The organism is Gordonia sp. AC31 (assembly GCF_031844505.1).
In the GTDB taxonomy this organism is placed as follows: domain Bacteria; phylum Actinomycetota; class Actinomycetes; order Mycobacteriales; family Mycobacteriaceae; genus Gordonia; species Gordonia hongkongensis.
The window spans coordinates 142,563-166,099 of the sequence record NZ_JAUZVK010000007.1; the positions used below are offsets into that span (position 1 = coordinate 142,563).

General features: G+C 67.7%; 17 protein-coding genes and 1 pseudogene. 10 read left to right on the forward strand and 8 right to left on the reverse strand.

Going from position 1 to position 23,537, the window contains the following annotated elements:
* Positions 1–52: 52 nt before the first annotated feature.
* The gene (locus Q9R39_RS10915) at positions 53–1,213 is read left to right on the forward strand and encodes a glycosyltransferase family 4 protein (RefSeq protein WP_311277468.1); all 1,161 of its coding nucleotides are present in this window, start codon (positions 53–55) and stop codon (positions 1,211–1,213) included.
* Here the strand turns inward: Q9R39_RS10915 and Q9R39_RS10920 are convergent.
* Positions 1,170–3,056: a hypothetical protein gene (locus Q9R39_RS10920; RefSeq protein WP_311277469.1), complete on the reverse strand. Its 1,887-nt coding sequence runs from the start codon at positions 3,054–3,056 to the stop codon at positions 1,170–1,172. The genes Q9R39_RS10915 and Q9R39_RS10920 overlap by 44 nt on opposite strands.
* Positions 3,057–3,069: 13 nt before the next feature.
* On the reverse strand, positions 3,070–4,008 hold the full coding sequence (locus tag Q9R39_RS10925) for a CoA ester lyase (protein WP_058252230.1): 939 nt from the start codon (positions 4,006–4,008) through the stop codon (positions 3,070–3,072).
* A gap of 162 nt (positions 4,009–4,170) precedes the next feature.
* Here Q9R39_RS10925 and Q9R39_RS10930 point away from each other — a divergent pair, with 162 nt between their 5' ends.
* Both Q9R39_RS10930 and Q9R39_RS10935 read left to right on the forward strand, forming a co-directional pair.
* Positions 4,171–5,355 carry a polysaccharide biosynthesis protein gene (locus Q9R39_RS10930; RefSeq protein WP_311277470.1) on the forward strand — a complete coding sequence of 395 codons (1,185 nt, stop codon included), beginning with the start codon at positions 4,171–4,173 and terminating at the stop codon, positions 5,353–5,355.
* Between the two features lie 49 nt (positions 5,356–5,404).
* Positions 5,405–5,875: an SRPBCC family protein gene (locus Q9R39_RS10935; protein WP_078113249.1), complete on the forward strand. Its 471-nt coding sequence runs from the start codon at positions 5,405–5,407 to the stop codon at positions 5,873–5,875.
* Positions 5,876–5,887: 12 nt separating this feature from the next.
* Here the strand turns inward: Q9R39_RS10935 and Q9R39_RS10940 are convergent, their stop codons facing one another.
* Positions 5,888–7,069, reverse strand: a complete 1,182-nt coding sequence (locus Q9R39_RS10940; protein WP_311277471.1) for a DUF3068 domain-containing protein — start codon at positions 7,067–7,069, stop codon at positions 5,888–5,890.
* A gap of 44 nt (positions 7,070–7,113) precedes the next feature.
* On the opposite strand from Q9R39_RS10940, the gene Q9R39_RS10945 reads away from it, so the two are divergent.
* Complete coding sequence (locus Q9R39_RS10945) at positions 7,114–8,454, forward strand: acyltransferase (RefSeq protein ID WP_311277472.1); 1,341 nt, start codon at positions 7,114–7,116, stop codon at positions 8,452–8,454.
* Between the two features lie 2,111 nt (positions 8,455–10,565).
* Here the strand turns inward: Q9R39_RS10945 and Q9R39_RS10950 are convergent.
* From Q9R39_RS10950 to Q9R39_RS10970, 5 genes and pseudogenes are all read right to left on the reverse strand, one after another.
* Positions 10,566–12,632 (reverse strand): annotated as a pseudogene (locus tag Q9R39_RS10950) (DUF3367 domain-containing protein); the annotation flags it as partial.
* Between the two features lie 52 nt (positions 12,633–12,684).
* Positions 12,685–12,885, reverse strand: coding sequence for a DUF2613 domain-containing protein (locus Q9R39_RS10955; RefSeq protein ID WP_004023745.1), 201 nt, complete (start codon positions 12,883–12,885; stop codon positions 12,685–12,687).
* A 75-nt stretch (positions 12,886–12,960) separates the two neighbouring features.
* Positions 12,961–13,683 carry a DJ-1/PfpI family protein gene (locus Q9R39_RS10960; protein WP_311277473.1) on the reverse strand — a complete coding sequence of 241 codons (723 nt, stop codon included), beginning with the start codon at positions 13,681–13,683 and terminating at the stop codon, positions 12,961–12,963.
* Between the two features lie 36 nt (positions 13,684–13,719).
* Entirely contained in the window at positions 13,720–14,685 is a 966-nt protein-coding gene (locus Q9R39_RS10965; RefSeq protein ID WP_311277474.1) for a GlxA family transcriptional regulator, read from the reverse strand.
* Between the two features lie 391 nt (positions 14,686–15,076).
* Positions 15,077–15,634, reverse strand: coding sequence for a universal stress protein (locus Q9R39_RS10970; protein WP_265968519.1), 558 nt, complete (start codon positions 15,632–15,634; stop codon positions 15,077–15,079).
* A gap of 98 nt (positions 15,635–15,732) precedes the next feature.
* Between Q9R39_RS10970 and Q9R39_RS10975 the strand changes: the two genes are divergently transcribed.
* The 6 genes from Q9R39_RS10975 (at position 15,733) to mcrC (ending at position 23,416) form a co-directional block, all read left to right on the forward strand.
* A complete protein-coding gene (locus Q9R39_RS10975; protein ID WP_311277475.1) occupies positions 15,733–16,896 on the forward strand; it encodes a glycoside hydrolase family 3 N-terminal domain-containing protein in 1,164 nt (387 codons plus the stop codon).
* Between the two features lie 98 nt (positions 16,897–16,994).
* Positions 16,995–17,597, forward strand: a complete 603-nt coding sequence (locus Q9R39_RS10980; RefSeq protein ID WP_078113297.1) for a TetR/AcrR family transcriptional regulator — start codon at positions 16,995–16,997, stop codon at positions 17,595–17,597.
* Positions 17,598–17,803: 206 nt separating this feature from the next.
* Entirely contained in the window at positions 17,804–19,327 is a 1,524-nt protein-coding gene (locus Q9R39_RS10985) for a class I SAM-dependent DNA methyltransferase (protein WP_311277476.1), read from the forward strand.
* Positions 19,324–20,511: a restriction endonuclease subunit S gene (locus tag Q9R39_RS10990; protein WP_311277477.1), complete on the forward strand. Its 1,188-nt coding sequence runs from the start codon at positions 19,324–19,326 to the stop codon at positions 20,509–20,511. The genes Q9R39_RS10985 and Q9R39_RS10990 overlap by 4 nt, the downstream gene beginning before the upstream one ends.
* On the forward strand, positions 20,508–22,328 hold the full coding sequence (locus tag Q9R39_RS10995) for an AAA family ATPase (protein WP_311277478.1): 1,821 nt from the start codon (positions 20,508–20,510) through the stop codon (positions 22,326–22,328). Before Q9R39_RS10990 ends, Q9R39_RS10995 begins: the two co-directional genes overlap by 4 nt.
* Positions 22,328–23,416, forward strand: coding sequence for a 5-methylcytosine-specific restriction endonuclease system specificity protein McrC (mcrC, locus tag Q9R39_RS11000; RefSeq protein ID WP_311277479.1), 1,089 nt, complete (start codon positions 22,328–22,330; stop codon positions 23,414–23,416). Before Q9R39_RS10995 ends, mcrC begins: the two co-directional genes overlap by 1 nt.
* Positions 23,417–23,537 lie beyond the last annotated feature (121 nt).

Sequence of the window (23,537 nt, forward strand, 5' to 3'; positions counted from 1 at the left end):
TCGCGCGGCGGATTCCGGCGCTCATGGCCTGGTCGGTAGGCTGACGGACAACATGCGCACACCGTCGAACATCCTGCTCCTGTGCTGGCGGGACACCCGCCACCCTCAGGGCGGCGGCAGCGAGACCTACCTGGAACGGGTGGGCGCCGAACTGGCTCGACGCGGCGCGAACGTCACCTTCCTCACGTCCGCGTACCCGGGGTCGCTGCGCCACGAGCACCGGGACGGCATGCGGTTTTTCCGCGCCGGCGGACGGATCAGCGTGTATCCGCTCATGCTCGCAACCATCGTCGCGGGCCGGCTCGGGTTCGGCCCGCTGTCGGGGTGCCGCCCCGACGTCGTCGTGGACACCCAGAACGGTGTCCCGTTCTTCTCGTCGCTCGTCTCACCGGCTCCGACGGTCGTCCTCGTCCATCACTGTCATCGCGAGCAGTGGCCGGTCGCCGGCCGTCTGCTCGGCCACATCGGGTGGTTCCTCGAGTCGCGGGTCTCGCCGCGCGTCCATCGGCGCAACCGATACGTCACGGTCTCGACGCCGTCGAAGTCCGAACTCGTCGCGCTGGGGGTCGATGCCGGGCGGATCGCGGTCGTGCGCAACGGGATCGATCCGGTACCTCACGGTATCGAGGCGCCCGCGCGCACCGGGGCGTCGACTCCCGGTGTGCCGGTACGACTCTGCGTGCTGTCGCGGCTGGTGCCCCACAAGCAGGTCGAGGACGCGTTGACCGTACTCGCCCGGCTGCGTCGCGACGGTGTCGACGCCCGTCTCGATGTCATCGGCGGTGGCTGGTGGTCGGACGAATTGCACCGCGCCGCAGCCGACCTCGCGGTGACCGATGCGGTCACCTTCCACGGCCACGTCGACGAACGCCGCAAGCACGAACTGCTCGCCCGGGCCCGGGTCCACCTCATGCCGTCGCGCAAGGAGGGATGGGGCCTTGCGGTCGTCGAAGCCGCCCAGCACGGTGTCCCGACGATCGGTTACCGCAGTGCCGCCGGACTCGCCGACTCCATCGACGACGGGCGCACCGGGCTCCTCGTCGACGGTGTCGACGAACTGGCCAGCGCAACGAGGAAACTCATCGACAATCCGGACGAGGCGCATCGACTCGGCCGGAACGCGCAGACCACGGCCAGCCGCTACTCGTGGTCGGCGACCTGCGACGGGTTCATGGCGACGTTCGACGCCGTGCTGTCCGACTCGCACCGCTGATCACACCGACGCCGAGACCGACGAGGCCGGTGATGAGCAGCGCGGCCCATACGAGGTGCGCACCGATGGCGATCGCACGGTCGGTGGCGTCGGCGGAGCGATCTGCCGCGTCGCCCACCTGATACAGCCTCAGATCCGGCCCGTCGAACACAAGCCGTCCGGCGGCCGCGAGTTGGCCAGGCGGAGAACCATTCTCGACCAGGACCCAGCCGACGCCGAGCTCGGCGAGAGCGGTCGGCGACCCGCCGGACTCCAGCACCCGCGTCACCGCTGCGGCATGTTCCCCGGCCGGGTCGATCACCTTGCCGTCCACTCGGAGTTCGCCGGATTCGACGACCGGCGCCCGCAGCATCCGTGCGGCGGGATCGAGCGACGGATCGCGCGCGAAGGGGTACTCACGCACCGTGCCGGGAGGCCACAGGGCGACCGAACCCCGGTCCGGCGGCACGATCTCGGCGACCTGCCGCCACTCGTCGGGATAGTCGATCGCGCGCACCGCACCGCCGACCCCCCACGCCAGGTCGGGGAGCGGCGCGACCGCGAGCAGTGCGACCGCGGCGAGTGCGAAACCCGACGGGACCCGACGCCTCGCCGCTGCCACGGCCGCTGCCACACACACCGCCACAGCCGGGACGAGAAGTGCGGCGAACTTCTGCGTATCGCGGAGGAGTCCGCCGCCACCGACGTGCTCGACGACGAACCCCAGGCCGGTGCGGACCGGTCCGAAAGTGCTCAGCACCAACAAGATCGCGGTCACCGCCGCGAGGATGGCGATGGCGCGCACCAGCGGGTCCGACGCCGCGCGACGACGCCACAGGTGACCGGCGCCGACCGCGACGACGAGGAGCAGGCCGAGGGTGGCCACCGCGGCCCACCCGATGCTCCGACTCGCCGGCACCGCGTCGGCGTTCCAGATCCCGCCCAGCGACAGGGCCGTACCCACGGGGCCGAGCCACGGCTCGGACCGCAGGCCGAATGCCTCCACCCCGGCGGCCGCGGACGTGGTCGGGGCGTCGGAGATCACCGACGTCAGCAACCAGGGCACGGTGCTGAGGAGCCAGAGCGCAACGACGGCCATCGTGGGTCGCAGAGCGATCGGACGGGCCACGAGCGCCGTCGCCAGCACGACTCCGGCCAGGACGGAACCGGTAGGTGTCAATCCCGCGACGGCGAACAGCCCGCCCAACTGCAGAATTCGGACGGTGTCCGCTCGAGCGTCCGGTCGCCGGGTGGCTTCGACTCGGCTCCTCGCTTCGCTCGGTGCCGGCTCAACCAGCGGGGGGACTCGGCTCCTCGATCTCGATGCGCTCCTTCGTCGCTTACTCGACCCGGCGGCTTCGCTCGGTGCCGGCTCAACCAGCGGGGGGCGCCCACGCAGATCCAGAATCGCGACGAGAATCCACCCCAGTGCCGCATAACCCGCCAGCAGGCTCCAGTGGCCCTGGAGAAGACGTTCGGCGACAAACGGATTCCACACCGAGACGAGCGTTGCCGCCGCGGCGCCGGTGCGCCCGCCGCCCGGGACCAGGCGCGCTGCCAAACGTCCGTACCCGACGCCTGCGCAGACCAGGGCCGCGGCGAGGACCGCCAGCACGACGATCCCGCCGTCGACGACGGTGCTCACCATCGCGAGGAACCAGTCCTGCGGCACGGCGCGAGGCGGCAGGTCACCGATCCCGAGCGTGGTGTCCGTGACATGGGTGCGCGGCGTGGACACCGCATCGCGGTACAGCAGGTACCGGTCGCCGGCCCCGATCAGGCCGGGCAGCAGCGGTGCCAGGATCGCCGCGGCCGCAGCGACACCGGTGCCGTACAGAACCGGCAGCAGTCGTCGGGGGGTCACCGCGGCGAGCCGATCAGAAGTGGTGGGTGTCCGAGGGTGCGGGGGCGTGCACCGGGTCGTCGTCGTAGTCGGACTCGGTGATGCCGTACGACCGGGCCAGATCCAGGATCTTGGTCGCCCGCGCGATCCGCGGCAGGTCGGAGCCGTTGCGGATCTCGCCGCCGTCGCGCTCGAACTCGGCGAAGAACTCGCGCGCCCAGGTGATCTCGTCCTGAGAGGGGGACAGTCCCTCGTTGACCTGCGCGCACTGGCCCGGGGTGAGGCAGATCTTGCCGGTCATGCCGAACTCGGCACTGACCGCGGTCGCCTCACTGAGCTTGAGCGCGCTGGAACCGACCGTCGGGCCGTCGATGGCGCTGGGCAGGTGGGCGGCCTTCGCGGCGATCGTGAAACGCGAACGGGCATAGGCCAGGGTCTGTGGGTTCTCGCCGAAGCCGGTGTCGCGGCGGAAATCCCCGATACCGAACGCGAGACGGAACGTGCCCTTGGTGGCCGCGATCTCGCTGATGCGTTCCAGCCCGCGTGCGGTCTCCACGAGCGCGACGATCGGCAGGCCGGGCAGTCGCTTGGCGGTCTCGGTGACGTGGTCGACGGACTCGACCATCGCCAGCATCACCCCGCCGACGGCGGTCTGCGACAGCGCCTCGAGATCATCGGCCCACCACGGTGTGCCGAATCCGTTCACGCGAACCCAGTCTCCGGCGCCGGGGCCGGCGGTGCCGTCCTTCGGCCCGAGCCAACGGACGACGTTGTCGCGCGCGGAGACCTTGTCCTTGGGAGCCACCGCGTCCTCGATGTCCAGCACGACGATGTCGGCGCGCGAACGCGAGGCCGGCTCGAACTTGGCGTAGTGGGAGCCGTTGACCAGCAGCCAGCTCCGGGCCAGCACCGGGTCGATGCGCGAACCGATGTCGGTCGACTCGGCGTCGTAGGTGGGGTTGTCGTCGTACATCACGGTCTCTCGGTCCGGTGGACACGCGCGATCGGGGGGACCCGCGTTCGGCAACAGCCTTCCCATCGTTGCCTATGCCCGACTGCCCGTGCAAAACCCGGCACGCGTACCTCGTACCCGCCCCGCGCGAGACCGCGGCGGCGTAGTCGGCACACTTGGTCCATGCAGCAGACGCGCCGGACGACGGGCACGGTCGGCGCCGTCGGGTCGGTGGCGATCGGGTCGATGGTGGCCAACGTCTGCATGTACGTGGTGCACCTCGTCGCGAGTGCGCATTTCCTCGACGTCAGCGAATACGGCGAGTTCGCGGTGCTGCTGTCGGCGATGCTCGTGCTGGGTGTGCCGGCGATGGCGCTGCAGAACGTGATCGCCCGGGAGGTCGTGCTCGGCGGTGACGAGGGACGGCTCCGCGCGCTGGGTGTGGTGACGACGTGCTGGGTCGTCGTACTCACCGTCGTCGCCACCCCGCTGGTCGCGCTGCTGTTGCGCACCGACGTCGCGACGACGGCCGCGGCACTCGCCTCGGCGCCCCTGCTGGCGCTCATCGCCGCCGGTCAGGGCATTCTGCAGGGGCGCGGCGAGTTCCGGGCCCTGTCCTGGGTGCTGGCCGTCGTCGGAGTCGCACGATCGATCCCGATCATCGGGGCGTTCGCCGCCGGAGCCGGACCGGCCGGTGGGCTGCTGGCCGGGACGCTGGGTGCCGCCGCGTCGGCGGCCGTCGTCTGGCTCGTGGTCTGGTCGATGTCACGGTCCGGACGGCCGGGGCGGACGCCGTCGGGAGCCGCCGGGGTGCTCAGCGTGGTCCGCGCGTCGCAGGTCCAGTTGGTGTTGATCGTCGCGTCGTCGATCGACCTGCTGCTCTCGCCCCGGGTCCTCGACGCCGAGGAGGTCGGGGTGTACGCCCTCGGCGCGATCGCGACGAAGGTGGCCTTCTGGCTCCCGCAGGCGATCGGCGTCGTCTTCTATCCGCGTCTCGCCGACCCAGCACGGTCGTCGGCCTCGTTGCGTCAGGCGGTGACGGTGGTCGCCGGGATCGGGGTCGTCCTGACCGTGCTGGCGGGCGCGGCGGGCCCGGTCGTCCCGTTCGTCTTCGGGGACGGCTACGACGCCTTGGTGCCGATCCTGTGGCTCTTCGCCTACATCGGCGCCGCGCTCGCCGTCCTGCAGGTCGTCTTGCTGTCGGCGATCGCGCGCGACCGGACGCGCGTGGCGCTCGGGACCTGGCTGGTCGTGGGCGCCGAGGTGCTGGTCATCGTCACCCTCACCGGCTCGGTGGTCGGGGTCGCGGGCACCGCGGCCGTGGCCGCCACGATCGCCGCGCTGGGGACGTGGGCGGTCGCGCGCTGAGTTGAGGTCGGACGTTGCCGAGTGCCCGAAGTTTCGGCAGTGTTGTGTCATGAGCGACAACGAGAGCACACAGGTCACTGTCCAACGCACGATCGAGGCGCCCGTCGACGCGGTGTTCGACGTCCTCTCCAATCCCGAACGGCATCAGGCGCTCGACGGTTCGGGTTTCATCCGCGGCGTGGACCACGCCGATCGCATCCAGCAGGTCGGTGACGTGTTCACGATGAACATGTCGGGCGACCACATGGGCGGCGACTACAAGACCGACAACCATGTCACCGGTTACGCCAAGGACAAGCTGCTGGCATGGCAGACCGCCCCCGCCGGCACCGAGCCGCCCGGGTGGGAATGGCTGTGGGAGTTGGAGTCCCAGGGTCCGAACGAGACGCTGGTGCGCCACACCTACGACTGGTCGAAGGTCACCGACAAGAAGCTGCTCGAGAAGGTCAAGTTCCCGCTTGTCACCGAGCACCAGCTGAACGACACCCTCGGCAGGCTCGCCGCCGAGTCGACCTCCTGACGCCGGTCTCCGTCACTCCGGTTGCCCGCCAACGGTTTCCGCGCCACTCCGGCGCCGGAACCGGGCGGGTAGCCAGGCCGGGTTGATCAGTATCAATCCGGCCACCAGTGCCACCAGGCCCAGGACCGCGGTGCCGATCGGTACGAGCCGGCCCCAGATCAGGATCGGGGACGCGAGATCGTCGGCCAGGTCCGTCATCCGGGCCTGCGTGTCGTCGTCGTAGCCGAAAGTCGCGCGCAGATGCGGCAATTCGAAGCCGGTCGGGACGCCGGGGATGCCGTCGGGAAAGCGGTACGCCTCGTCGACGGTGATCGTGGCGTCGACAATCGTGCCGGTCCGGGTGTCGACGGCGAGATCCCACGAACTCCGGTGATGGAGGCTCGCGGTCAACGGCCGGCTCGAGTCGCCGAACCCGAACCACGACGCCGGACGCGTGATCGAGACATTCGTGCCGACCGGTCGCCCCAGCGCTTCGCGGGCGAGGTCGGTGTCAGGGACCTCGGCGCGAAACCGTGCGACGTCGCGACCCTGCACCTCGGTGTCACCGTCGTAGACCAACGGCACGGTGGTGCGGGTGATCGGGTCGAAGAACTCGCGGTCGGCGGTCGCCGTGTCGAAGGGCAGCAGATAGGTGACGCCGCGACGGTCCGGGACGAGCACCGCGGCCTGACCGCTGTCGTACTGGATCTCCGACGCCCCGCGGGCGGCGAGTCGGGGCAGCGCGTTCTTCCGGTCCAGCGTGACCCGATCCTTGATGGCATTCACGGTCGCCTCGTTGCACGGTTGTGCCGGGTCATCGGCATCGACACCGGGGCGCGGATCACCGGGGTCGACCTCGCGATCGTCGATGCGCAGCTTCTCGGCCTGGATCGACGTACCGGCCTGCAGCGTCACCCGGTGTTCGTCGGACGGCTGCACCGCCACGACGCGCTGCTGCCGGACGAGGTCGGCGCCGACGGTACGGGCCGTCCGGGTCTCCAGCGAGCATCGGTCGAAGATCGTCGCGTCGTCGGCCGCGGCGACGGTGGTGAAGTCGGTGCTCAGCGGGATCGTGCGGAACCCGCCGACGAGCAGGGTGGGCAGCGCGATCGTCACCGCGAGCAGGAATGCGCCGACGAAGATGAGCGTCGGTCCCGCGAGGTCCGCCGTCGACCAGCGATGGGGCTCCGGGTGCGACGAGGACGGCGAGGACATGGTGGCGAGGGTACGCAACGCCTCCCGGCTACCCTGTCAGCAGCATGACCAGCACCGACCCCGGCCCCACCAGCCCCGCCACCGCCGAGCCCGCAACGGCTACCGCCCGGCGGTTCTATCCGCAGCTCGAGGGCATGCGGGCCATCGCCGCGATCGGGGTCCTGGTCACGCACGTGGCCTTCCAGACCCGCGCGGTCGAGATCCCCGTGCTGGGACCGGTCCTCGGTCGTCTCGACCTCGCGGTCGCCTTGTTCTTCGCGCTCTCCGGCTTTCTGCTCTGGCGACCGTGGGTCGACGCCGCGCATCGCGGGACCGGTCATCCGTCGGTGCCGCGGTACTTCCGCCACCGCGTCGTCCGGATCTGGCCGGCCTACGTGGTCGTGGTGACGCTGGTGATCCTGCTGCTCCCCGAGGCGCAGGGAGCGGATGCGCAGGTCTGGCTGGCGAACCTCACGCTCACGCAGGTCTTCGTGCCGCTGACACTGACCGCCGGTCTGACCCAGATGTGGAGCCTCTCGGTCGAGATCGCCTTCTACGCACTGCTGCCGCTCATCGGCTTCGCTCTCCTGCGGCTGCGCGGGAGCCGTCTGCGTGCGCGGGTGCCGGCGCTCGTCCTCCTCGGTGCGCTGAGCCTCGGCTGGGCCTGGGTCGGCACCTCGCTGCCCGTGGCCGACGGTGTGGAGACCAAGAATTGGGTGTTCGGCCACCTCCCGTGGTTCGTCGCGGGTCTGGTCCTGGCCGAGATCGCCGGAGTCCTCGAACGTGAACCGGAATCGGGTTCTGCATCCGGCACGTCGGGGACGGGCCGCTGGATGGCGGGCACGATCCGCCTCAGCGCGAACCGCCCGCTCATGCTGGGCGTCCTCGTCGTCGCCTACGCGCTGGCATGCACCAGGATCGCCGGCCCGACCGGTCTCGGCGCGGTCACCGAGATCGAGTTCGCCACCAAGATGGTTCTCGGCGCGCTCTGCGGATATGCGCTGCTCGCCCCGCTCGTCTGCAACGACGGGCCGTTCCGCATCCTCACCTCACGCGTGATGCTCGCGCTCGGGAGGTGGTCGTACGGGATCTTCATCTGGCACGTCGCGATACTGGCAGTGGTCTTCCCGCTGTTCGGCATCGTGCCGTTCAGCGGCGACACCCTCCTGGTGCTCGTGATCACCCTCGGGCTGTCGATCGGCGTCGCTGCGGCCAGCTATGCCTTCATCGAAGAGCCGGCCCGGAACTGGTTGCGCAACCGCGAGAATCGTCGTCGCCACCGTTCGCGCCACGACGCGGCCGACGCCTTGTCGTCGTCAGGCCCGTCGTCATCAGGCCCGTCGTCGACGGCCGACCAGAACACCAGCCAGGCCGTCATCGACACCGCCACCAGCGCCGGTAGCTGAACCCACCACTGCGACCCGTGGTACCCGCCCGAGGCGTGCCAGGGGCCGGCCGCCAGCCCGATGGTCGCGGTCATCATCGCCACGAATGTGATTGTGACGCCGGTCTTCTGCGGTACCGCTGCGGCGAGGGTGCCGACCACGACGGCGGCCGCGAGTCCCCACCAGCCGGACACCAGCCACGCCGCGGCGAACACCGCACCCCCCGCGGCGAGCACGTTGCCGCGCCCGGACGGAACCACGACGGGTTCACCGGCCCGGGTGCGACGCGCCGACGGCCACCACGCGGCGACGAGCAGCAGCGCCATCAGCGCGAGCCCGATCACCAGCGCCCACCGGTACAGCGAGTCGAATCGGAAGGTGAGTTCGATGGTTCCGCCTGCACCGGCGGGGACGACCCACCCCTGTTGCCACCCGTCGACGACGACCGGCCGTAGCTGCGTGCCGTCGAGGTGCGCCTGCCACCCCGGGTTGGTGCTCTCGGGCACGACGAGCAGTCGTTGCGCACCGGCGTCGACCGTCACCACGCGCCGCACCGGCGACCACTCGGTCACCGCGGGGGACGTCGACGCGGGCGCCGAGACCGGATCACCGTTCACCAGCGAGACGGCGTCGACGGTGAAGGCGTCGCCGGGATTGACCGACACCTCCTGCTGGCCGGCGGGCAGCACGAGCCGGCCGTCGCCGCACGGGCGCCCGACCACCGGCCGTCCGCTGCGCAGCTCGGACGCGGTGGCGCGCACGGACATCCGGACGACCTGACCCGCGGCGGTCAGACCGATCCCGGCGTCGCAACCGATCTCGACGATCCGGTCGGCGTCCGTACCGGTCGCCGGCGACGGGAACACCTGGACCTCGGCGATTCCCGGTGGTGCGGGACTGGCGAATCCGAGGCTGTTGACGTCGATGAGGTCGGACTGTGCGCGGATGGTGATCTCGATGCGGTCGGTAACCGCGGGATCGAGTCGCACCATGCCCTTCTCGTCCACCTCGCGGATCTGTTCACCGGTCCCGAGGTCGACGGCGACCTCGGTGGGCGCCGCGGGATACCCCCGCGGGGCGGCGATCGTCAGCGACTCGACCCGCTGTTCGCGCGGGAGGTCCAAGACCAGGGTGGGAGTGTTCTCGTCGGCTGCTGCGTCGTCATCTGTTCGAGCGTCGCGCGCCGGGGATGGCCGTTCGTCCGGGATCTCCGGTGCGGTCCAGGAGGTTCCGGGGTCGCCGTCGACGGCGGCCGCGGGCCCGCCGCGAGGATCGGTCACCGGGCGGGGCCCACGCGCCGTGACCCGGTCGTCTTCGGCGAGCAGCCGGTCCAGAGCATCGCCGGGTCGGGGTCGCAGGATCGCGGTGGGGGAGACGGTGACATCCGACGGCACCGAGAGTGCGCGCCCGAACACCGCCGACGTCTCCGGCGAGAGTGCGAGACCCGGTGCGCACCTGGCCATCTGCCGCTCGGGGTCGGAGACGCACGACGCCCGCCCGGACAGCTCCTGGTACAGCACCCACTGGGCCACGTCGGTGCCGGCCTCGAGTTCGGGCAACACCACGCGGTGGCGGATCCGCAACGGCGTCGCGGTCCGCAGATCGGAGACCGTCACCTCGCCGAGCGCGAATTGGTTTCCCGCCGTGCCGTCGTCGGTGCGGAGCGCGCGGATCTGGAGCCAACCGGTGGGGCCGCTGGGGGCGGTCACGGTGACCGGTTCGCCGGGAGCGAGACCGGAGACCACCGTGCTGCCCGCCTCGGTGGTGATCAGCGCGCTCGTGACGTCAGGTCCGAGCGCCTTCGCGGTCGTCAGGGTCACCGCGAGATCGGTGCGCGGCGTCGTGAAACCGATGCGCATCCATCGTCCGACCGCGGTCTCCAATCCGCCGCTCACCCAGGCGCTCTGCGGGTTGCCGTCGAAGGCCGCGGCCGCCGAGTTGGCCGGCGAGGTCTGCCCGGGCTGGACCGCGTCCGCCGCCGATCCCGACGTCGACACCTCGACTTCGCCGCTCTCGTTGTCCAACAACCATTCCCCGTGGACCAGTGGTTGGCCGTCGACGGGGTAGTCGGCGACGGCGTTCTGTGTCCGACGCGGGTCCGACGGCGACCTGATCGCCGAACTGTGGTCGTCGACGCGGCCGAAGTCGGTCTCCCGGTCAGCGGGTGTGTCGGTCACGATCAACGGGCCGTCGACGATCCCGGCGCGGCGGGCGTCGGCGTCGAGCACGACGGGTCCGAGCGGGGGAAGTCCCTGGCGTGCGCGGACGTCGGCCAGTTCGGCGATCGCCTCGGGCCCGCCGGCAATGCGGGGGAGCCCGGTGGTGTCGACGAGTCGTGGACCGGTGCCGGTCGTCGGCGTGCCCGGTTCGCCGACGGCGTAGATCTGCACCGCGGGCATCGGCGGCCGTAGCCCGTTGTCGCGCACCACTCCTCGGACGCTCGGTGGCCCGATCGGCGGACCGAACTCGGCGACGCGACGGAGCCCGGGCGACTCGTCGAGCGCCTGTTGCGCGAGCAGCGGGCGGGCCGACCGCGAGGTGTCGGGGTCGAGATCGGCTCGGAGGACGACGAAACCGATGCCCTGCCCGGCGAGGGTGGTGGCGAGACCGGGCGATCCACGGCCCGCGGCGATCTCCCGCTGTACGGAGTCGAGGGCGCGGATCGCGCCCGGCGGGGTGAGCGGGATCGCGTCGCGGACCGCCCACGGGGTGTCGGACAGGGGTTGCAGCGGTTCGTCGCGGGTGAGCCCCCAGAGCTGGTCGGCGAACGGGGCGCCGGGGACGACCAGCGCGCGGGCGGGCGGGGCGCCGTCGTCGCGTTCGCTGTGTTCGGCCAGCCAGTCGGCGGTCTGCTCCCAGTGGCGTGGAATCGCCTGGTACGTACCGTCCGGCGCGAGCTGACCGGTCCACATCAACGACCCGGCGCCGATGACGGCGACGAGCAGGACGATCGTCGCGGCGACCGGTCGCGACCGCTGGGGCTGGGCGAAGGCGGAGAGCGTCTCCCGGCGACCCGCACTCCCCGGCAGCGGAACCCGCGCCAGGAGATGTGCGACACCGAGGACCAGCGGGATGCGGAGCAGCGGCTCGAACTTGTGGATGTTGCGCAGCGGGGCGCCGGAGCCGTCGAGGAAGACGCGTACCTGCTCGGCGACCGGTGACCCGAGTTCACCCGCGTAGCCGACGCACATCAGGACGAGGCCGACGCCGAGAATCGCGACGAGACGGCCGCGGAACGGCATGTGCCGCATGCACAATCCGGCGAGTCCCGCGGCTGCGATGGTCCCGGTCGCCAGCACCGCGGCGGGCTGGGTGACGAGCACTGCCCCGGCGACCCGTTCCGGGGACACGAACGGTGTCCACGAACTCGCCCCGCGCAGCACCTCGGTGAGAGAGGTCCACTGCGTGGTGACCCGCGACGATTCGATGTAGTCCAGGAACGGCGGACTCACGCGCGACAGGATCAGCAGCGGGACGAGCCACCACGCGCACGCCAGGGTCAGGCCGGCGGCGGTCCAGGCGCCGAACCGCCACCAGCGTCGGTCGCGCGGACTGTGCAGCAGCCACCACAGGGCGGCGACGCCGAGCGCTGCCAGCGTCGCGACGGCGTTGACCGCGCCCATCAGCGCGACCGCGGCCGACGCACGCGCGGCCTCCCGCCACAGCGGGGCAGCGTTCTCGGCCCGCGTGTCGAGTGCCCGCACCACCGGGATCAGCACCCACGGGGCGAGCATCATCGGCAGGGTCTCCGACGAGATCGAGCCGAGGGTGGTCAGGACCCGCGGGCTGAGCACGAAGACGGTGGCGGCGATGATCCGCGAGGCGGGCGAGCCCAGCCGCAGCATCTCGGCGAGGCGGACGATGCCGACGAAGCCGACGGTGAGCAGCACCGCCCACCAGAGGCGTTGCACGATCCACGGCGGAACGGCGAGAAGGTCACCCAGGGCGAAGAACGCCCCGTGGGGGAAGAAGTACCCGTAGGCCTGGTTCTGCACCTGCCCCATCGGTGCGTTCGGCGTCCACAGATGCGCGGCGCGCGCGAGGAACCCGAGCGGATTCGCGGTGAGGTCGAGTTTGGTGTCGGCGGCGATGCGGCCCGGTGACTGCAGCAGGCAGATCAGCAGCGAGATCGCGCCGACGACGGCGATACCGCGTCGGCTGAGTACGGACTGATCCGGTGGCGGAGGCGGGGTACTCAGTTGCGGCTGCTGTCGATCAGGAGACGCCGGGACCGGCGGCGTCGTCGAGGTGTCAGTTGGTCTCGCCGGCTCCGCCGCGCGAACCGTAGTCCACCGAACCCTGGACGAATCCGTTGTTCGGGCTGATGTTGTTCAGATCGGTGGACGGGCTGTTCTCGGAGGCCAGGAACCCGCCGAGGAACACCGCGCCGAGTCCCACCAGGATGCCGGCGACCCCGGCGACGGCTCCGGCGACAAGGCGGTTGTTGGTCATGGCGATGAAACTACCATCGCCCGAGTCCGTTTCCGGGTGACACCCGCTGACACCTGCGGGTGCACCGTGTCGAGCTCAACGTCCGGAACGCACTTTCGTGAGGGCGCGATCCCACAACAGACGCACGCTCGACTTCACCATCTCGGGTTTGTCGACGTCGCGGCTGAGCAGCATCGTCGACGTCGCGATCGTCTTGGCAGACGCCTTGGAACGATGTCCGGAGTCCAGGTGGGGTTGCGGGTCGTACTCGATGATCAGCTGGATCGCCTCCGCGCGCGCACGCCCGGCGATCTGTTCGGCCAGCCAGAGCGCGAGGTCGATGCCCGCGGACACGCCGGCCGCGGTGACCAGGTCGTCGTCGGGCGCGGCGCGCACGATCCGCTGGTCCGACACCGCTTTCGCCCCGTGCAGCGACAGCCCGGCCATCGACGACCAGTGCGTCGTGGCCGGCTTCCCGTCGAGCAGACCGGCCGCGGCCAGGATGATCGAGCCGGTGCAGACCGACGTCGTCCACTGGGCGCCCGGCCGTACGGCACGCAGCCAGTCGAGGACCTTCTCGTCCTGCGAGGCGGCCAGGAAACCGGGACCACCTGGCACCAGGACAACGTCCGGTGATGGGGTCTCGTCGAACGAATGCGTGGCTCCGACGACGAGCACGCCCGAGTCGGCGACGACCGGCCCGGGTTCGTGCCAGACGAACCTCACCTCGGTGTCGGGCAGTGCCCGCAGCACCTCGTAGGGGCCGATGAAGTCCAGCGCGGTGAACTGCGGGTAGAGGACGATCGCTATCTGGGTCATGGGTGCCTTTCGGGTCGTGGGTTCTTCGGTGTGCGTCTAGCGGAAGGTGCGGCGGTACTGATCGGGCGGCACGCCGAGCCGGCGGACGAAGGTGCGCCGCATCGTCTCGGCCGACCCGAACCCGCACCGGGTGGCGATCACCGGCATCGTGTCGTCGCTCTGGGTGAGTGCCCGGCGGGCGGCGTCGGTCCGGACCCGTTCGACATAGGCGCCCGGCGCCTCACCGGTCTCGTCGGTGAAGATGCGGGAGAAATGACGCGGGCTCATCGACGCGTCGCGGGCGAGATCGTCGACGCGGTGCACCCGGCCCGGCTCGGCCTCGATGCGTTCCTGGATCTCGCGGATCGCCGTGCGCCGGGCCCGAGGCATCCACACCGGTGGGGCGAACTGGCTCTGACCGCCCGGCCGCCGCATGTAGAGGACGAGCCACCGCGCGACGAGCTGTGCGAGCTCGGTGCCGTGGTCCTCCTCGATGAGGGCCAGCGAGAGGTCGATACCGGCGGTGACGCCCGCGGAACTCCACACCCGGTCGCTGCCGCGCACGAACAGGGCCTCGGCGTCGACCTGGATCGACGGGTACCGCTCGGCGAGCAACCCGGTCACGGCCCAGTGCGTCGTCGCGCGTTTGCCGTCGAGGAGGCCGGCCTCGGCAGCGAGGAACGCGCCGTTGCACACGCTGACGACGCGTCGTGCCCGTTGCGCCGCCCGTCGGATCCAGTCGACGACGTCGGGGTCGCGGGAGGCGTCGTGGACGCCGGTGCCGCCGGGGAGGATCAGGATGTCGAGCGGCTCGGCCGGGTCGGGCAGCGGCTGCGCGACGAACTCCAGCCCGACGCCGGTGCCCACCGGCAGACCGGTCGTCGACACCAGCCGCAGGTCGTAGCGGACCTGCGCGCCCTGGTCGGCGAGGGCGTACGACGCGGTGGTGAACACGTCGGCCGGTCCCGTCACGTCCAGGGCTTGTACCCCGGGGAACCCGAGAATCAGCACCGATCGCGTCATGCAGACATCGTTTCCGACGCCGCCCGTGGCGTCCAGGCCACGCATCCCACAGATCAGGACACGTCACTGTTGATTGAGCTGGTCCCCACCGCCGGTTGAGCGGGCCCGCCCCCCTGGTCGAGCCGGCTCGCCCCCCCCGCTGGTTGAGCCGGCTCCGAGCGGAGCGAGGCGCCGTGTCGAAGCCACTTGGTGACCTCGACTAGCTCGGCCGTCAGGTGGGGACGCTCGGCCCGGCGGGTGTGCCGCCCCCGCTGGTTGAGCCGGCTCCGAGCGGAGCGAGGCGCCGTGTCGAAGCCACCCCCCGCTGGTTGAGCCGGCCCCGAGCGAAGCGAGGCGCCGTGTCGAAGCCACTTGGTGACCTCGGCAGAGATCCCTGCCCGGCAGAGATCCCCTACAACGTGACCTGCGGTTCTTTCTCGCACTTCGCGGGCACGATGAACACCGGCCGATGGCAATGTTTGAGGACCCTCTCGGCGACGCTGGACCGCAGCAGTGCCTTCAGTCCCGACGCCCCGCGGGTGCCGGTGACCAGGAGATCGACGTCGAGCGCTTCGGCGGCGGCGACGAGCGCACCCCACACCGTCGACTCCACCTCCACGAGCGATCCGCGTGCGGTCAGTCCGCACTCGGCGGCGAGTGTCACGCCGCGCTCGTTGATCGAGGCGGCTTCGTCTTCGAGCGCCTGGTCGACGCCGGCGTCGAGTTGGGTGTCGATGAACGGCTGCATCCCGCCGGCGAGGGTGGACATACGTGCCGGCGTCATGCCGCCGGGCTGCCAGGCGGTGACGACCACTGCGGATTGCGCGAGGAGGAATTGTCCGGCGTAGCGAATGGCGCGGTCGGCGTTCGGGGACCCGTCATAGGCGATCATCAGTGTTTGTGCGGCACTGTTGCCGCCGCTACCGCGCCCGGCGGTGGCGGACCCGGACGAATCGGACCCCACGTCCATTGGCTCAGACTACATGCCAGACTCGTGCCATGGGCCCAACTCGCAGACCCCGGCGGATTCGTCGTGAAGGGATCCGTGACAACCGGATCCGGAATGCGATGACGACAGGGACGGTCGCCGTACTGTGCGCGGCGCTGGCGGCGTGCGCGTCGTCGATGCCGGACTCACCGCCACCGACTCCCTCGTACTCGGCGTCGTCGCTCGCTTCGACGTCTTCGTCGGCGTCGCCGACGACCGTTCCGGTCGCAAACAGTTGTGGTGCAAGCGAACTCGCGAAACTGTCCGTACGCCAGAAGCTGGCGCAGCTGATCGTCGTCGGCGTCACCGGGGCGGCCGACGCGCAGCAGATCGTCGAGAACGAGGAGATCGGCGGGATCTTCGTCGGGAGCTGGACCGACAAGGCGATTCTGACGAGCGGTGCGGCAGCACGTATTTCGCAGAACTCGCCGATCCCGCTGATGGTCACCGTCGATCAGGAGGGCGGGCGGGTGTCGCGCCTGTCCGCGCTCGGCATCGACCACGCCTCGGCCCGTGAACTCGCCCAGACCAAGACGCCCGAGCAGGTGCGCGCGATCGCGGCGGATGTGGGCCGCAAGCTCAAGCGCCTCGGTGTCACCGTCGATTTCGCGCCGGTCGCCGACGTGAGCGACGAGTCCGACAACGAGGTGATCGGCGACCGGTCCTTCAGCAACGACCCGGCGGTCGTGACCGAGTACGCGGGCGCCTATGCGGCAGGACTGGCCGACGCGGGAATCACGCCGGTGTACAAGCACTTTCCGGGACACGGGCACGGCTCGGGTGACTCGCACCTCGGTGTCGTGACGGTCCCGTCGCTCGCCGAGCTGCAGGACAGCGATCTCGTGCCGTTCCGGACTCTCCTGCGCGACCCCGGGACCGCGGGCGCGATGGTCGGCCACCTGATCGTCCCGGGTCTGACGAAGGGGTTGCCCGCCAGCATCAGCCGACCCGCGATCCAGATGCTGCGCACCGGCGTCGGCTACGACGGTCCGCGGTTCAACGGTGTGATCTACTCCGACGACCTGTCGGGCATGGCGGCGATCAGCGCGCAGTACCCCATCGAGCAGGCGGTGGAGAAGTTCATCCTCGCCGGTGGCGACGTTGCGCTGTGGCTGTCCACCGACCGTGTCGGTTCGGTGCTCGACAACCTGGAGCGTGCGGTGTCGTCCGGTCGCCTCGCGCCGGCCCGCCTCGACGACAAGGTCGTGCGCATCCTGCGGTCCAAGGGTGTGGTGAACTGTTGACCTGCTGAGACCCCGCGTCGACGGGGGTTTCACCTTACCGATTGGTAAGTTGTTGATATCGTCGGTCGGAACGGTTGTCGTGAACGGAGGTGGCGGTCATGTCGGGCGGAACCAAGCGCCTGCCCCGCGCGGTGCGCGAGCAACAGATGCTCGATGCTGCCGTCAAGGTGTTCGCGCAGAACGGTTTTCGCGAGACCTCGATGGACGCCATTGCATCCGAGGCGCAGATCTCCAAGCCGATGCTGTACTTGTACTACGGCTCGAAGGACGAACTGTTCAGTGCGTGCATCGCCCGCGAGTCCGGTCTGTTCATCGACGCGATGAGCGTCGGTTTCGACCCGTCGCTGTCGCAGCGTGAGCAGGCCGTCACGGTGATCCGCGAGTTTCTCCGCTTCGTGCACGAGCACCGGCAGTCCTGGCGGGTGCTGTACCGCGTCGCCATCGGCACCGCCGGTTTCGCCGGCATCGTCTCCGAGAGCCGCCAGCGGGTCACCGAGATGGTCGCCCAGCTGATCAAGGCGGGCACGACCGTCGAGGTCGACAGCGACATCGACTTCGAACTCACCGCCGTCGCGATCGTCGGCGCCGCCGAGGCCGTCGCCGACCGCATCACCGAGGGCGACGTCGACCTCGAGAAGGCCACCAACCTCCTCGTCGGCATCACCTGGCGCGGCCTGAAGGGCGTCGGTACCGACGCCTGAGTGCGTGCTCCCGAGTTGCCTGCCTTCCGCTCCCTGAGGTGCCCGCCCCCTGCTCCCTGAGGTGCGAGGAGCGTAAGCGACGAGCCTCGAAGGGTTCGTAAGACAATCGCCCAAGTCCCCTAAGGGTCGAACTACCCACCACTGTCACAACCCTCCGCTATACAGTTCTGTTCGGGTTTCGCCAACAACGGTACGGAGTGCATTCAGTGATCACCGGAGAGCAGAAGAGCAAGGTCGACGCGGTCTGGGACGCGTTCTGGTCGGGTGGCATTGCCAACCCGTTGCAGGTGATGGAGCAGATCACCTTCTTGCTGTTCATCCGCCGCCTCGACGACGAGCAGACGCGCGCCCTGAACCGCGCGAACTTGACGAAGAAGCCCATACAGGACAACCCATTCCCGGTTGATCGCGAAGAACTTAGATGGTCGGTCTTCAAGAACTACTCCGCCGACGAGATGTTCGAGACCGTGGACAAGAAGGTCTTCCCGTTCATCCAGACGATGCGCGACGAGGACTCCACGTACGCGCACTTCATGAAGGACGCGCGCCTGCAGATCCCCAACGCGGCGATGTTGGTCAAGGTGGTGGACCTGCTCGACAAGATCGAAATGCGCGATCTCGACACCAAGGGTGACGTCTACGAGTACATGCTCGCCAAGATCGCGAGTTCCGGGCAGAACGGCCAGTTCCGTACGCCTCGTCACATCATCAAGTTGATGGTTGAGATGATGGCACCCGAGCCCGGCGACACCATCGTCGATCCGGCCTCAGGCACATGTGGATTTCTTGTGGCTGCAACCGAGTACATGCGCGAGCACCACGCCGAGGAGATCAACTCGGGCAAGATAGCCGAGCACTTTCACAACGACATGTTCCACGGTTTCGACTTCGACCACACCATGTTGCGTATTGGTTCGATGAACATGCTGCTGCACGGTGTCGAGCAACCAGACATTCGCTACCGGGACTCGTTGGCGGAAGCCAACACCGGTGACGCCGGCGCGTACTCGATGATCCTGGCGAACCCGCCGTTCGCCGGTAGCCTCGACTACGAGAACACCGCCAAGGACCTGCAACAGATAGTCAAGACCAAGAAGACTGAACTGCTGTTCCTCGCCCTGTTCCTTAGGCTCTTGAAGCCTGGCGGTCGTGCCGCGGTCATCGTTCCCGATGGTGTGCTGTTCGGATCGACGAAGGCGCACAAGACACTCCGACAGATGCTCGTCGATGACCACAAGCTCGACGCCGTGGTGAAACTCCCGTCCGGTGTCTTCAAGCCATACGCCGGCGTCTCCACCGCAATCCTGTTCTTCACCAAGACCAACTCCGGCGGCACCGAGGACGTCTGGTTCTACGACATCCAGGCCGACGGATATTCGCTCGACGACAAGCGGTCGCCGTTGTTGGACTCGGACAAGCTCGGACCATTTGCCGATCTTTCCGACGGCGACCACGTGAAGAACAACTTGCCCGATGTTCTGCGACGGTGGTCTGACCGCGATGGCTCCGAGCTCAAGCGTGCTCGCACGGAACAGTCCTTCTGTGTTCCGCGGAACACTATCGAGGAGCAGGGCTACGACCTCAGTCTCAACCGCTACAAGGAGATCGTGCACGAAGAGGTCGAGCATCGAGCCCCTGAGGAGATCCTCGACGAACTCGAGAAGGTCGAGTTAGACATCCAGTCCGGACTCGCAGAGCTTCGGCAGATGCTGGCTAAGGGTGCGGAATGACAACGAGTAGCGCTCAGCTTGGTGACATTGCCGAGATAAACCCTCGCTTGTCCGCGATTCCGAATGGTCCGGTTTCCTTCCTGGGTATGGCGGATATACGCGAGGACGGTACCACCTCCTCCGGAGTTGATCGCGAGTTCTCGGAGGTGCGGAAGGGATACACTCCGTTCGTTGATGGCGACATTCTGCTAGCCAAGATAACCCCTTGCTTCCAGAATGGAAAGATAGCCCAGGCAAAGCTCCATAACCGACAAGGAATGGGGTCGACAGAGTTTCACGTTATCCGCGGAGATCGCCAGATTGTAGATCAGCGCTATCTCCTGCACTTCCTGCGTCGTAAAGAGTTTCTGGTAGATGGTGAGCGGAGAATGACTGGTAGCGGTGGACAGCGACGGGTTCCTGTCGACTTCGTGAAGGCGCTCGAAGTCCCGCTACCGTCCCTCCCCGAACAACGCCGCATCGCAGCTATCCTCGACCACGCCGACGCCCTCCGCACCAGGCGCGCTGTCAGCGCGATAAGGGTGCAGGAGTTAGCAACTTCCGCCTTCCTAAACATGTTCGGTGATCCAGCGCCATCTTGGCCACGCATGACGATTGCTGACGTTGCTTCAAGTTCGAAGGGTGCCATCCGAACGGGCCCGTTCGGAAGTCAGCTCCTTCACGATGAATTTACGGATGCAGGCGTGCCAGTTCTTGGCATCGACAACGCGGTAGAAAATAGGTTCAAATGGGGGAAGCCAAGATTCATCACCTACGATAAGTATGACCAGCTGAAGAGGTACACGGTTTATCCGGGCGATGTGCTCATCACGATTATGGGCACCAACGGGCGATGCGCAATTGTGCCTGACGATACTCCAGTCGCGATCAATACCAAGCATCTGTGCTGTATTACTCCCGATGCATCAATCGTGCAATCGGCATTCTTGCACTCATATTTCCTGCACCATCCGGTCGCGAGGAACTACCTGGCTAGAACGGTTAAAGGGGCGATCATGGCGGGTCTGAATATGGGAATCATCAAGTCGATGCCGATACAAGTGCCGCCGCTTGAGATGCAGGCGGAGTTCGCTACGTTGACCGCCAGTCTGGCAGGCCATGAAAAAGTACTCGCGAGTTCCTCGTCTGAGCTGGATTCCCTCTTTGGTTCCCTTCAATCACGTGCGTTCCGAGGTGAGCTTTGAGCAGCAACGAACCCGTCGTTCCCCCGTGGCCGAAGTTCGCCCGACCTGTGTTGGAGGTGCTGAGTGACGGCAAGATATGGAAGACCGCTGCACTCAAGCAGGCTGTGATCGATCGCGGGGAGCTGGGCGACGAGCAGCTGGCCGTAACGCTGAACTCGGGGCAAGGGAAGGTGGACAACCGCATCGGTTGGGCACTCTCGTTCGTCACACGTGCCCGGGCGGTCGAGAAGGTCAAGAACGGCGAATCTCAGATCACGGAGCTCGGGCACAAGATGCTGCGCGACCACCCGATCGAGATCACAGAAGCCGACCTCAAGGCGATACCCGCCTACCAAGAGTACATCCCGAAGAAGCGTCGATCGACTGTTTCGGTCAACGTCCCGCCTGACAACCTCGACTCCACCTGGTTTGTCGGCGCTTTTTTTGCTGACATTGACGGTTACGACGGTCCGCTCGGAGACCAGACCCAGCGGTTCGTCGACGAGGGTCAGTGGGTCAACGGGAACGAGGGAAAGTACCTCGATCTCGTAAAAGCGATGAAGCCAGGCGAGCGTATAGCGATCAAGGCTGCGTTCACGCGTAAACACGATCTACCATTCGAGACGAAGGGGAATCGCGTCTCGGTGATGGCGGTGAAGGCCGTCGGTACGATCAGGCACAACTACGGCGACGGTTACCGCATCGATGTGGACTGGTCTCCGTCGGAGTCTATTCGCGAATGGTACTTCTACACCAACCAGCAGACTGTATGGAGGGTTAAGCCTCTGGATTGGAAGTCGAAGTCCCTCATCGACTTTGCCTTCCATGGCGCCGAACAGGATTATGACGAGTTTCGCAATTCTGAGTTCTGGATTGATCGGTTTGGAGACGACGCCCCCGACGTAGTCGAGGAGGGCGAAGACGAGACGACAGAAGAGGAGACCCCGTCAGTTCCAACCTACGGAGTCGACGACATCATCGCCGACGGGTGCTTCTACGCACGCTCGAGCCTCGTGAACCACCTGACTGCGCTCGAGCGAAAGAAGAACCTCATCCTTCAAGGTCCTCCCGGGACCGGTAAGACATGGTTGGCGAAGCGGTTGGGTCGCGCCCTCATCGGCAGCGGTTCCGCAGAGTTGCTGCAGTCGGTGCAGTTCCATCCGACTATCTCCTACGAGGACTTCGTCCGCGGGTGGCGACCAAGCGGTGACGGCACACTGAGGCTGATGGACGGGCTTTTCCTCGGCATCATCAAGGACGCGGTAGCCGAGCCCGGCAAGAAGCACGTTATGGTCATCGAGGAGATCAATCGCGGCAACCTCGCTCAGATCTTCGGTGAGCTACTAACCCTTCTCGAAGCCGATAAGCGCGACGCCTCCGAATCCCTCACCCTCGCATACCGCAAGCCCAACGAGGAACCGACGTATATCCCCGAGAATCTCTACCTCATCGGCACGATGAATCTCGCCGACCGTTCGCTGGCAATTGTCGACTTCGCGCTTCGTCGACGGTTCGCCTTCGCCGATCTGTCGCCGCAGTTCAACGCTGCGTGGCAGGAGTGGGTGAGCACGCGCAACGGCATCGACAAGACCGTCCTGACCGGGCTCGCTACACGGATAGGCGCGCTCAACGCTCAGATCGCGGACGACCGTTCACTCGGTGCGCAATACTGCATCGGCCACAGCTTCTTCACTCCCACTACCGACGCACCGATCAACGACGCGTCGGCGTGGTTGCGTGGCGTCGTCGAGCAGGAGATCCGTCCTCTGCTGGGCGAGTACTGGTTCGACGACCTCACCAGAGTCGAGACCGAGACCGCGAAGCTGATCGGCGCGTAATGACCGCGCCGGGGGTCATCATCAGTGGCAGCACCGCGATCCCGGTGCGTAATCTCTGGCTGCTGATGCTGTACGCCTCCCGGCTCTATCAACGCGACCAGGACTTACGCAGTAGCAGTGTTGAGGCCAACCCTGACGAGCTGTTCGTTCTGGTGTCCGAAATTCTGGTCGTCGCCGCCGAGCGTCGCCTGCAACGGAGCCTCGGGCGACAGTATCGATCCTGCTCAGCCACATTGACCCGGGTGCGCGGCCAGATCGATGTCCTCACCACCGAGTCGAAGATGCTGCTTGCGCAGGGTCGTGTCGCCTGCAGCTTCGACGAACTATCTGTTGACAACCTCCGCAACCGTGTGCTGCGGACCGCACTTATTCTCGCGGCGCGCCACGTCAGTGATTTGACCCTGGAACGCCGAGCCCGCGGTCTCGCCGAGACCCTCGCGCAGTATGGCGTTTCGACGAAATCGGTGACCCAGCGCGAGGCCGCGCAACTGACCCTGGGACGTAACGAGCAGGACGATGCCGAAGCACTCGACGCGGCACGACTCCTCATCCAAATGGTTGTTCCTGCAGAAGAATCAGGCACGCAACACAACCGCGAACCCGAACGTGAAGCCGCGGAGATCCGCACTCTCTACGAGGCTGCCGTTCGCGGCTTCTACCGAGCAGTGTTACCGGCTGGGTGGTCGGTGGCCCCGGGCGAGGTCCAACACCACTGGCAGGTCACCGACCCGAGCAGTGGCCTGGCGGCCGTGCTACCGATCATGAAGACCGACACCCTGCTGCAGTCGGAGTCGCGGCGCATCATCGTGGAAACCAAGTTCGCTGACGCGCTCAAGCCGAATCAGTTCGGCGCTCACAAGCTTTCCCGCGATCACATTTTCCAGCTCTATGCGTATGTGCAATCGCAGCACGGCAACGACGCTCTGTCGACGACAGCCGAAGGCGTGCTGCTATATCCAGTGGTCGGGCAGCACGTCGATGAATCGGCGACAATCCAAGGGCATCGCTATCGGTTCTTGACCGTGGACCTAGGTGGGAGCGCCGCTGCGATCCGGGAGACGCTGCTGAGTGTTCCGCGGAACACTTGATGTCGGCCCTCGAGATAGTCAATCGCGTTAAGGGGTGGAGCCGTCGGGGTTCTCCGCCGCCGACCTTGACCGGCTCGACGACCGCAGGACGGACCTGCCCGGGCCGGTCAGCTGCCCTTTC